Source organism: Bacteroides caecimuris (genome assembly GCF_001688725.2).
Taxonomy (GTDB): Bacteria; Bacteroidota; Bacteroidia; order Bacteroidales; family Bacteroidaceae; genus Bacteroides; species Bacteroides caecimuris.
Map to the genome: position 1 here is coordinate 2,077,610 of NZ_CP015401.2, position 12,458 is coordinate 2,090,067.

Sequence of the window (12,458 nt, forward strand, 5' to 3'; positions counted from 1 at the left end):
CGATAAGAAGTTTGCGTAACTGCCTGATTTTTCGTACCTTTATATCATGATTGATGAAAGGGCATACGAGTTACTTTGCTGCCAGTTGGGTTTGGCGAACGAGGAAAAGGCGGGGCTTCGCAAACAGGTAAACGAACTGATTGCGAGGCTTAAGGCTATTGAAGAATCCAATAAAGAGAACTCCAAGGCTCTGGCTGATACAATCAATGACCTTAAGGATTCCCTCGAAAAGCAATCAACTACGGTTGAAAATTATAGGAAGGAAATGGAGCTTATGAGAAAGCAGCTTGAAGCAAAAGACGAGGTGAACAGGATGCTGGCAAACGAGATTTCCAATCTCAGGCTTCAGCTTGAGGACAGCAGGAAACACCGTTTCGGTCGTACTTCCGAGCAAAGAAGGCTGCTGAACAACCGTAACATTGACAGGTCTGCAATGGAGAAATCCGAGTATGACGGTTCTGACAAGGATGAGGAGGATAATAATAAGCCCGATGGTAACGAAGCCGGCGGCAATATCTCTTCCGATAACGCAACAGCACAGAACAATAAACCTTCAAGAAGAAAGGAAACCGCACCACGTGCCGGAAAAACCAAATTGAAAGTTGACAAAGTGGTAGTGCATGAAGTTGACGAGTATTACACTCTTCCCGAAGGAGGACGGTTCATGAACCGCAACGGTATGCCTGATGTGTGGGAATACAGGGTCATAGAACATGTAAGGGCTCATAACGTGGAGCATGTGTACAAGGTGGCAAGGGTAAAGCTTGCAAATGGTACTTTTGTAAGTACAATGGAACATCCGCTGAAAAAACTTGGAGGTATTTTCTCCCCTGAGCTGCTTGCCCGTCTGCTCTGTCTGAAATATGACTTCAGTATGCCTGAGAACAGACAGATAAGACTGCTTGCCAGAGAGGGCATCCACATAAGCAACACCACACTGAACAGCTATATCCATAACGGAATCGCCAAGCTAAAGGAGTTCATGGAAGATGTCTTCAAGGGGTTTGTACAGCAGGCTGAATATCTTATGGTTGATGAGACGACCGAACTTGTAGGCATCGAAACAAAGGAAGGCAAGGCTTACAGGAGAAAGTACTTATGGGCATTCTTTGCAAAGCATATGAAGATGGTCTATTATCACTATAATAACGGCAGCAGGTCATCCGATGTGGCGAAGTCGTTCCTGGAACATTTTATGGGGACCCTTTCCACTGACGGATATACGGTTTACAGAATGTTTGATGGAGAAGACTCAAAGGTGCTTCATATAGGATGCTGGACGCACTGCAGAAGGTTGTGGGTTGACGCCTTGCCTTCGGACAGGACAGCGATGGAGATAATAGACTCCATCGGCGATATGTTCATGAATGAAGATCTGTTCCGCACCATGAAGCTCAGCGGTGAGCAGATAAAGGGGAAAAGACGGAAACTTACAGGACCGATCCTTGAAAGTATCCATCATAAGGTGGTCATGATGATGCAGGATGCGAAGATTATGGCTAACGAACTGATGAGAAAGGCTGTGAACTATACGATAAACCAGTGGAAATCCCTGAAAAATATCCTCAAGGACGGTTCTGCGGAAATATCGAACAACCTCTGTGAGCAAAGGATGAAACCTGTAAAGCTGCTGCTCAAGAACTGTATGAACATAGGCAGTGAGGATGCAGCAGGAAACTCGGCATTCATCTTCTCCCTGATAGAAAGCTGCAAACTTAATGACATAGATCCTCAGGATTACCTGAAGCACTTATTTGAATGTATTCTTCATGGTAAGGACTGCGACAAGAAGGCCCTTCTGCCATGTTTTTATAAATCGGAATGTTAAAACAAAAATATTTTCTTAAGGACATTTTTATTTTATCGGCTGAAAAACAGCCGATAAAATTGTCGTGGCGGAAAATAGTATGCTTACGCATTATTGATGCTCCTATCCTTATTTGTTTATGTTTACACTACATCCAAATGTTCCAAGGAAAATACCATTTGCGAGATTTCTTGTAGAGAAAATATCCTAATTAACTGCATAAAAGATACAATAGAGAGATGAATGCTTTTGATTAAAATAGACTCAAATCAAAATCCATTTTAGCCTTTATAATTAGTGAAGATTCCATAAAAACGAGAAGAATCTAGCTTTCCATCAAAGATTTTTTCTTTACCATGTGTTTATTTTTAATTCTCCCCGCTTTAGCGTAAGCTCCCGATAAATTACCTGTATAAATTATAGAACCGTTATATACATCTAATAAGTTTATAACGATTCTCTGTTTATAATAAGCTTTTCATTAGAGTATTGTTAGATTTCTTTGGAGTTTCTCAGTTTCCAGTAATTGGGTAGCAACTCTTTTAGGTCTTTTACTTTATCCCTTGTGTAATATGGCAACCAGGCAATTATATCGGTAAGCCATTCTCTGGGGTTAACTTGAGATGCTTTGCATGATGCCAACAATGAACAGATGACAGCTGTGTTTTCCGCCGCCTCATGATTCCCACAAAACAAGAAGTTTCTTCTTGATAAAGCTATTGGGCGGACTGCATTTTCAGCCAGATTATTATCAATTTTGAGCCTGCCGTCTTTGAGGTAATTTCTCATGCGTGGCCAGAGGGTATAGGCATAGACGATGGGGTGTCCCATCCGGCTTTTAGGAAGCACTTTCGGATAGGTTGTTTCCATCCATTGTTCCAGCTCATCAAGAATAGGAAGAGCCTATTCCTACCTTTTTGACATTCGCATTTCAGAGGATATTCCCTAGATGTCGGCCGCCTGCTCTATCCGGTAAAGTTCCTGTATTTTGGCCAGAACGTATTCAGCTTGAGACTTATTTTCCTCTTTGGCGGTCTCATAATGACGCCTGATATGGGCAAGGCACCCACAAGGCACACCCCTTCCTTACCTTCAAAGACGTTGTAGGCCGCATAACCGTCACTTTGAAGATATCCTTTAAATGGTTCCAATAAATTCCGTGCCGTTTCCTGTGAACGGGAACCGTCATCATAATGAAAGAATACTAATCCGCTGGTTACCGCCCTGACTATCCACAGGTATTCCCTGACAGCTTTGTGGCTTTGCTTGTTGATGACAGGCAATGTGGTTTCATCCACCTGGATGTAATCGACTGCTAAAACCTGCTTCTTGAGTTCATCGCACAAAAGCTTTAGCAGCTCACAGGCGGGTTTGAACCAGCCATGAAGCGTGTTTTCCGGGATTTTCAAACCTAAGTGATGGAACTCCCGTATCTGACGGTAGAATGGAACGTGATACTCATACTTTTGCAGGAGAATTTCTCCCAGCAGACTAGCACCCGAAAGTCCCTTATAAATAGGCAACAGTGGAAGATCGGCTATTACGATACCACCCTGATGTTCCTGGGGTAAAACGGTATTGTCTTTCAGTCCATATTTGGGACGTATGATTTCCTTTACATATAATTTACCTGGTTTAAACTCAAGTGTACGCGTACGTTCCTCGCCAATCTGTTTATACTTTGTAAGATCCAGGTCTTGCGGTTCTATGACAACTTCCACAACCGGAAGTCCTTCCAGCAGTTTACGGTTCTGCCGTTCTTTCTTTTTAGTAACCATAGGTGTTGTAGTTTGTCCGACTAAAGTTTCTTCCAAAGGTTCCGGTTCTAAGGATTGGGCCGGCTGTTCAAACAGGAATAGCTGATTTGGGTCCAGACGGGATAACTTTTCACTCTTACGACCAAAAAGTTGTCGGTTCAACCACGCTACCTGAACCAGGAGTTCATCCAGTTTGTTTTGTAACTGTTCATTCTACCGGGTCAGCTCTCTGATGGACTCAGACTGTCTGGCGTTAGTCTGTTGGAGTGGGCTACCAAAAGTTCTAATGTTTCTGTCTGAGTCACTATTTATGAGGATTTTGGACAACACAAAAATAAGAAAAAACTCTTACTTAAACAAGGTCTGGTCCATTGAGTTTCATTGTTATATATCACTTTTTCGTAACGCCTTCAATCGCTTGAGCCTCTTAGCGGATCCGTTATTAATTCCTTCCACTATCTCAATATTAATTCCTTTACAATAAAAGGTATCATCATCATAAGTTAATTTAGTCACTATTTTATAGCTATTAGATGCCCCTTTATTTATTTCTTTCATCAGCAATTTTACCTGCTTTTTATTTTGCTTAAAAATATCATCTTTAAGATAGACTGTATTTATATTACAGTCTGGAGATTGATACTTTGGAAAACCTAAACTATAAAATTTATTATACAATTTAGAACATCTAAATTTGGTACAATCCTTAGACTTTACAGTTCCCTTATCTTTGCACTTACCTTTATAATCACGGTTAACTTGTTGCTCCGCCCTAACGACTCGCCCTAAAGCATCCGTTTTATACATCATATTATTATAATGATACTGAGCATTTGGTACATTACACAAGTTTAATAGATTGATATTTTTGCATACAATCTTATTTCCCAATATCGCCCCATATTCTTCTCCCTTATAAATTATCAAAAACATGCTATCAGACTGTACAATCTTCACATTTCGTGGATTGATTAATTTTTTCTTTTTAGAAAGACATCTTCTGTGAGCATCTGCTGCTACAGCCCAATAATATAGATGCAAAATCTTCCGGCGAAACTCTGTCTTTGATAAATTTGCATATACTCTTACCGCCTCCGGGTGATTATTCAACAATATAGCTATTGCCCTTGAATGATTAATATCATCAAGCAGCAACTTGTTCAAATATTCGGAATTTTCCATTATACATAGAGAGTCTAAGGCTTGTTTTGTTAAAAGTTCCGAAAGTTGCGTAGTAGTTATTGCATTTCTTATGGAATCTTGCATAGCTTGCAATGTATTCATTACAACTCCATTTCCAAGCTTGGATATTTTAATATTATTTAATGGATTCAAATATGATTCCGTTTTAGAAAACATTAGTGGATACATTTCACTATATCGATATATTGGTATATCTTTATATTTTTCTAAGAGTTTAAGTTCTTTGGTTCGGTCTATTTCAATATCCTTCAATTTATTAGCCTTTTTTGTTATACTGGCTTTTGCTTCAGATTCAATTATAGAGTTCCAAAGAGAGTTTCCGATTTCACCCAATTGCTTTTCTGCCTCATTCACAATGCTTTGAGCGGCTTGATCTATAATCCAGTCAACTATCTGTGCATGTGCATTTCCCGAAATCATCAGCGATAGTATTCCTATTAATATTCGCTGTCTAGTTAGTAATGAAATTGATAAAACCATTTTGATTTTGTTTTAGTTGTTTTTCTATACTCTTTTTAATTAACAGATTCTGTCGTTCGACTTTTATTACAATTTCCTTTAAAACTTCCTGCATATACATTTCTCGAAAATGAACTTCTTTATCTGATAAATTAGATACAGCCATCATATCAAGTGCACCTTTACCAATAGTAGCCCAGAAACCAATAAATACACTTGCTACATTAGAAATTTTTTTCGTAGTTTCTCTGTCATCCACAAAATGTTCTCGTGCTTTACCTACTTTTACTAACATATCACTTGACACATTATAAGAAAAATCAAGTTCTGGAATAACAAAGTTAATTTTGGGAGGATTTTTTCTCCCAAAATATTGTGCATAATTAGCTCGTGCTTTATTTATAGAATTACAAAACTGACTTACTTCTATTTTCAACTTTTTTGAAATATCTTTTGTTGGAATACAAGTTCTCACTAATGCCCTATATTGTTCTGCAGCCGTTGTTACATCATCAGGTATCATACCTATCTGAGAATAGTATTTAGCTACTTCTTTATATCCACCAAATAAATATCTCCACACAGATTTCTCTATGTTAAAAAGAAGAGATTCCATCAAAACCATTTCCTCTTCACAATATTTGTGCACATTTTGCTGCAATATATTTTGGATTTCATAGGTTCTATCCTTTTTCTTGTTCTCTACAGAAAAATAGATATCATAATCTCGTAAATAACTACTAATATAAGACAATTCCTTATAAGATAATGAATCCAAAACACTCAATATACTTGTGTTTATAAAATCATTTATAAGTGCCTTTCGTGTAGGATATGCGACAGCATGCGATACAAGTTCTTCTACTGTACATTTCTCCAACTCATTTATAATTTCATTTTTCCTATATTCTCTTACCTTAAATAGGTAATCACCTAGAACAGATGATTTGTCAACCACAAGACACAATGTATCAATTTGTTCATAAGAATACTCAGAAAGATCAATTCCAGTTAAAAAAGCATCCTCTACTTGAGATCTGTTTTTTGGCTCCTTATTATAAATGTGTAGTAACCCTATTGCATCTTGACATAACAATGCTGTTGCAATATTCTTAGGGGGAAACTGTGCGAACACTTGTAAGGTAAATCCACACAAAAATAATAAAATTGATATTTTTTTCATTATTACTACTTCTACTAATTTTCCAATATTTTCTTTTTCTGTTCTTCAAATTCTTCTTTAGTAAGAACACCTTGATCAAGCAATGATTTTAACTTAATCAAACGGTCTTCTAGAGTTTCCTGCTTAACTGGTGGAACATTAGAGTCAGATGACTTATTTACAACATAAGTCACAATTATCCCAATAATAGCTCCAGGAGCTAAAGATAAAAATAGGGGGTACTGAGCATCTGATAATTTTTTGGGGAAACTTCCGAATATCATACACATTAAAATAAAAGCTCCTGCCCATCCTAGAAGTGCTCCAATAAACACTTTTTCTCCCATTGATTTTGATGTTTTACTTTCCATAACTATTAATTTTATATTTGTAATAATATGTTTTAGCGATTACTTGTATAATATTTATTCAGTGCACGATGATATAAAAGATGATTTATGAATAAAGCAAACAATATAATCCAAAATGCAAATTCAAACATATTGATGAACATTGAGCTAAACCCTCCTACACCAAGAAAGCCTGCAGTAATATCTGTTAATTGCAATATAGTACTATTGCTCATTACCTCTTTTTGTAAATCTACTGCATACTGAAAACAGAAGTAACAGCCAATAGATGTGCCTATAGCTATTGCTTCAATTACCCATCGGTTAATTCTCCTATTTACTAATCCAATGCCCTCAATTGAAGCTAGAATAATAAGAATTATCATAAAAATCAAACCGTAAGTTTTACCCATTTGCACCCTATCATGGATAGCATCAATGTCCGGATTTAGATTTGCTCCAGTCAATTCTTCTACAATTCCCCCTATTAATTCATGATCCTGAAAAAAGGAACGTACAGTTTGATCTTCTGGCATAAGTTCTGGAGTTATGGAACAAATATAACCGTAAATTATACATGCATACATTATATGTAACTGCGATATAACCAAAAGCCTTTCTACTGTTTTTTTTTCGAAAGATACATTTTCAATCTCTTGAATACGATTCCTAACAACAAGTACAAAACATAGCCCTACTATGCTACCTATTATAATTGCGATAAATATACTTCCCATAAAAATACGTGTTTATTCTATAATTATCCTACATAACCAATTTACAATCGGACATAAACTGCTTCACTTCTTCATCATCAACAATCTTCTTTGTTAAAGCATCATCGTTTGTATAAGTATACATCCAATTCGAAACATTCCACACCGCTCCATACGATAATTCCCTATTCCTCAGTACCTGCATTGCAGTACCTTCAAATGATTCAAATTTATTTATCCTGTATATATTTTATCATGTATTTTATCTTTCTACTATTTTAACAATATCCGATCTACAAATTGAAGACAATATACAGAGAAGCAAATTATGATAACATTTCATTTTTAATGTGATTACATTATTTCGTTTTCAATTAATTTTATTGCATTTTCTATTTGCGTTGGTCCATGTATTTGAAATAAATACAGATAATCATTATCAAGAGCTGTATTATATTTAATAGAAATTGTTGTGTTTCCGCATTTTAACGCAGCCAAAAGCATCAATAAGCCTTTCTCATTATAGATAAAAATACTATCTTTTCTAATATTATCAATTGGAACTGAAAGAGTCTCATTAGTAGAGTTATCTCGTATTTTTATAAATGCTTTCATTGGGTCATAGCAACAATACTCACCAGTAATCCATAATCTAATACCTTCATCGAAATTAAACCTTATATGTAGCTCACAATCAAATGATCTCACAGTCCCTCTTATATCAGTTTGGATAAACGGTTGTTTCAATATATCTTCTCCAAAATCATCCTTATAATATCCTTTTTTCCAATTTCCATAATCAATCTCTCCAGATCTTTCTATTCTTGTTCCATCTATTATTAGTTTTATATCTAAGCCATTTGTTTTTGCATCATAATTAACAGTAGCTTCTGTAATACCAGCATTGTGAGCTTTAAATCCTGAACATACATAGATATCCTCAGTAGAATTATAGCTAATTGGTACAACTACTTCTACTACTTCATACATTTTTTTATAGAACTCCAGACTATAGTATTTTACTACCTGTTCTTTAAATTCAGGCGTTCTTATTAAATCATATAAAGTTCTTTTCTTAGCATAAGCGTTTTTAAAAATATTATTTAATGGATTTTCCACAATTTCTTTTGCTGTATTTTTATTTTGTTGATGCCCACCATTACATGCAAACAGTAAGACAACGACTACGAATATTGTTGGTGAAATTACCAACAGATGATATTTAGTTCTCATATTTCAATTATTGATTAGTTGTTACAATATTTAATATCCTACTATTTTTCACAGAAGAAATACTAGATATTAGCAAGAAGAATTAGTAATAAAGTCAAAGAACCTCCCCAACCAGTATTAGTAGCAAATAATGATGTCCAACTTTAATATTTTGCCATCTAATTAAAGAGTTCGATTTATTCACTAGTGAACTATTTACTGTATCTTGCGCAAAATCTATCTTTACAATTTTATCATACACCCAAGCAAATGATTTCCAAATGACATTTTGACTTAACATAAAAATATTCTCCATAACACCATTATAAAATGATGCCTATAAGTCTCCAAATTCAGCAATGATTATTAATCTATAGGATACAAGAAAGGCGTGAGACTTGTCTGCCAGTTCATCGAAACTGAGGCATCGCCAAACGCCTTTCTAGTATGAACGAGAAGAAACAATACTCTCACGCCATTTTGACATATGGATACAGCATAGGCTGCACTAATATATACAAAACAGAATGAGCGTCATATTGCCTCTGCCCACTAGAATAAAATTTGGCGAATTTCAGTTTCGGGACAAAGCAAAAACGCTTTCTTATGTCTGCTAAAGCACAAATTGTGTCTTAACAATTGCAAAGATACGTTTTTTCTTCAATATGGCGCTCTAATGAGAGTATTATTTCTTCTTAAAATGCTTCTTCTTAAAAAACGGATAGCATATATTATAAAACTGATTTCATCATAATAAGTAAAATCAATTTCACCGTCACAACTCCAATAGCAGTTCGTTAAACAGCAAAAAAGAAAGTGTGGAGTTATTAGTCTATCTATACAGGAGGCTCTGGTAAGCCTAAGACATAAATAAACAATACCCCACACTCATAAAGCGTATGTAACAAAAATTACACATTGCGATACAAGTGATGAGTGCTATTGCCATCCTTATGTCTTTTGAAATTTACCAGATTTCCTGTATAAGGATAAAAGCTAAACACTTTCATCAATCAATATAATGTTGAGCAACTTACGCTGCTACAACGCTGCAAAGATAAAAATTATTTCTCACAAATAACATTTTTTGAAAAGGTTGATACAGGAAAAAATCAAAAGACCTTCTACTTCTTCTATGAAATAGACAACAAAAAGATAGGAAAACAAAATATAAGTCCAGAGGAAGTCCCGTTTTACGTATGCAATTCTTACTAAAACTCTACACCTAATAGCAATTTCACCGTTGGGCAACAGTGAAATCGTCGTTGGGCAACCATGAATTCGCCGTTGCCCAACGGTGAATTAGAGCATTTCTCTCTGAAATGTCAAAAAATAGGGAAAGTTCCCGAAAGAACTTTCCCTATCAAAAGCATTTTTTAGTAAAAACTAAGCCGCCGGATCTGGAGCTTCTCCTGAATCTCCTCCAGAAGAGCCACCACCTTCGTCAGGTTCTCCACCGTTATCCCCGTTAGAATTGGTTACATTATCTCCAAACAGTTCTATGTTAGCTGATCCAAGCATTGCCTTGAATGCACTTCCCGGAGTAAAGACTATCTTCCTCCTAATAATGGTATTAGCACCTACATCTTCTGCTTTATCCTGACTCTCTGCATTAATAGCTGGACGAAATGAACCGAACTCTCCCAACTTTACAGAAAATCCTTCCTCAATGAAAGAGACCATAGTATCCTGCACTCCTTTCAGTACCACATCCACCATTGCTCGATGAATGCCTGTTCGCTGATTTACCTCATCACACAACTTGTTATAGTTGATACTCCCAACTAGAACGTTTGCTGCAACATACTTTTCTACCTTATTTTCCTTATCGAAACATAAAGTGATTTTTTTCTTTTTATATCTGATAGCCATATACACTTAAGATTAAAAAGTTATACAATATTAGGAAGTCACACTACTGACTTCTCGACAAAGATATAAACACATTATGAGATTTACAAGCAAGACATCCATGATGAAAAAGATCTTGATTCATTGTATTTTACAAATGACTTTTTTATGTACAAAAAGATTATGTTCATCATATCAGGCTCGTTTTACCCCTATAATTCAAGCACTTACACAAGCAAGAAAAAGTAGAAAAATATTTAACATAAAAAGGTAAAATAGGCCATTAAGGGTTTGAGCCTTTTCAAACCGCAAAAAACGAAAAAAAAGAAGGTTATGGAAATAAAAAATATGAAGAATGCGAATTTAATCTTTAACTATTAATAACTTTCCGCCTCTTAATTATCTAACAATCAAGGGCATTTTGATAGTTGTTTTCTCTATCAAAATGCCCTCTACTTATTAACCTTATGGTTATAATATTATATCTTACAGAATACCTTTAACGGTCTCAAGCATTCCTTTTTCCTGGATAGAATCCAAGTTTGCTTTTACAGCTTCTGTCAATCCCGGAATCTTATTCAAATCTTCTCCCCAGATAAAGTCAGCAGCCAGAACACCTTCGGCTACTTTCTTTGTGCAACCTGTTGCCCAAAGTTCTTTCAGCAGGTTCATGATTTCAGGAGCATCATTCGGTACAATTTCAGCACCATCAGCACGTACACCACCTTTATAATAAGTAATGATAGCAGCCAAACCAAGCACCAGACCTTTAGGAAGCTCGCCTTTACGTTCGAGATAAGTCTTCAATCCCGGAAGATCACGAGTTTCATATTTTGGGAAAGAATTCAGCATAATGCTTGTCACTGCATGATCTACGAATGGATTGTTGAAACGTTCCAATACGTCGTTGGCAAATTTCTCTAATTCATCTTTCGGCAAATTCAATGTTTCCATCAATTCATCGAACATTACCTTGTGGATATATTTACCAATAACCTCATGTTCACAAGCTTCACGCACAATATTCACACCAGAAAGATAAGCAACCGGAGAAAGAACTGTGTGCGGGCCATTCAACAGAGTTACCTTACGTTCGTGGTAAGGAGCTTCCGAAGGAACAAACAATACATTCAAACCTGCTTTATCAGCCGGGAATTCTTTTGCTATTTCCTGCGGAGCTTCAATCACCCACAAATGGAAGATTTCAGCCTGAACAACCAAGTTATCATCATATTGCAGTTTTTCTTTGATAGCAGCAATATCTTTGCGTGGGAATCCCGGAACGATACGGTCTACCAATGTCGCATATACGCCACAAGCTTCTTCAAACCATGTTTTGAACCCATTACCCAGGTTCCATAATTCAATATATTGATAAATGGTTTCTTTCAATTTATGTCCATTCAAGAAAATAAGTTCGCAAGGGAAAATAATCAAACCTTTTGTCTTATCACCATTGAATGTTTTGAAACGATGATACAGCAATTGAGTCAGCTTACCCGGATAAGATGAAGCAGGAGCATCTTCAAGTTTGCAAGACGGATCAAAAGCGATACCAGCCTCTGTAGTGTTTGAAATAACAAAACGCATTTCAGGTTGCTCTGCCAATTTCATAAACTCGTCATTTTGAGAATATGGGTTCAGAGCACGACTGATTACATCAATCATTGTCAAGCTGTTAACTACTTCGCCTTTATCCAATCCTTGAAGATTAACATGATAAAGATCGTCTTGTGCATTCAGCATATCGACCATACCTTTATCAATGGGTTGAACCACTACTACGCTGCTGTTGAAGTCGGTTTTCTGGTTCATGTTGTAAATAATCCAATCAACAAATGCACGCAAGAAGTTACCTTCGCCAAATTGGATAATACGCTCCGGACGTTGTGTTTTAGGAGCAGTTTCTTTGTTTAATGCTTTCATGTTAGTTGTAATTTA

General features: G+C 36.2%; 8 protein-coding genes and 1 pseudogene. 1 reads left to right on the forward strand and 8 read right to left on the reverse strand.

Annotation, left to right across the window (positions count from 1 at the left end):
* The first annotated feature begins 46 nt into the window (after positions 1-46).
* Entirely contained in the window at positions 47-1,828 is a 1,782-nt protein-coding gene (gene tnpC, locus A4V03_RS08930; protein ID WP_065538623.1) for an IS66 family transposase, read from the forward strand.
* Positions 1,829-2,299: 471 nt separating this feature from the next.
* On the opposite strand, the pseudogene tnpC (A4V03_RS08940) reads toward tnpC (A4V03_RS08930), so the two are convergent.
* From tnpC (A4V03_RS08940) to A4V03_RS08980, 8 genes and pseudogenes are all read right to left on the reverse strand, one after another.
* Positions 2,300-3,869: pseudogene (gene tnpC / locus A4V03_RS08940) on the reverse strand (IS66 family transposase).
* Between the two features lie 79 nt (positions 3,870-3,948).
* Positions 3,949-5,247 (reverse strand): hypothetical protein, encoded by a 1,299-nt coding sequence (locus A4V03_RS21120; protein ID WP_201442221.1) that lies wholly within the window; start codon positions 5,245-5,247, stop codon positions 3,949-3,951.
* Positions 5,219-6,409, reverse strand: coding sequence for a hypothetical protein (locus tag A4V03_RS08950; protein WP_065538625.1), 1,191 nt, complete (start codon positions 6,407-6,409; stop codon positions 5,219-5,221). The genes A4V03_RS21120 and A4V03_RS08950 overlap by 29 nt, the downstream gene beginning before the upstream one ends.
* 14 nt (positions 6,410-6,423) lie before the next feature.
* The gene (locus A4V03_RS08955) at positions 6,424-6,759 is read right to left on the reverse strand and encodes an SHOCT domain-containing protein (RefSeq protein ID WP_065538626.1); all 336 of its coding nucleotides are present in this window, start codon (positions 6,757-6,759) and stop codon (positions 6,424-6,426) included.
* A 32-nt stretch (positions 6,760-6,791) separates the two neighbouring features.
* Positions 6,792-7,475, reverse strand: a complete 684-nt coding sequence (locus A4V03_RS08960) for a hypothetical protein (RefSeq protein ID WP_065538627.1) — start codon at positions 7,473-7,475, stop codon at positions 6,792-6,794.
* A 333-nt stretch (positions 7,476-7,808) separates the two neighbouring features.
* Complete coding sequence (locus A4V03_RS08965) at positions 7,809-8,687, reverse strand: hypothetical protein (protein WP_065538628.1); 879 nt, start codon at positions 8,685-8,687, stop codon at positions 7,809-7,811.
* Between the two features lie 1,365 nt (positions 8,688-10,052).
* Entirely contained in the window at positions 10,053-10,538 is a 486-nt protein-coding gene (locus tag A4V03_RS08975) for an HU family DNA-binding protein (protein WP_065538630.1), read from the reverse strand.
* A 465-nt stretch (positions 10,539-11,003) separates the two neighbouring features.
* On the reverse strand, positions 11,004-12,443 hold the full coding sequence (locus A4V03_RS08980; protein WP_065538631.1) for a tagaturonate reductase: 1,440 nt from the start codon (positions 12,441-12,443) through the stop codon (positions 11,004-11,006).
* Positions 12,444-12,458 lie beyond the last annotated feature (15 nt).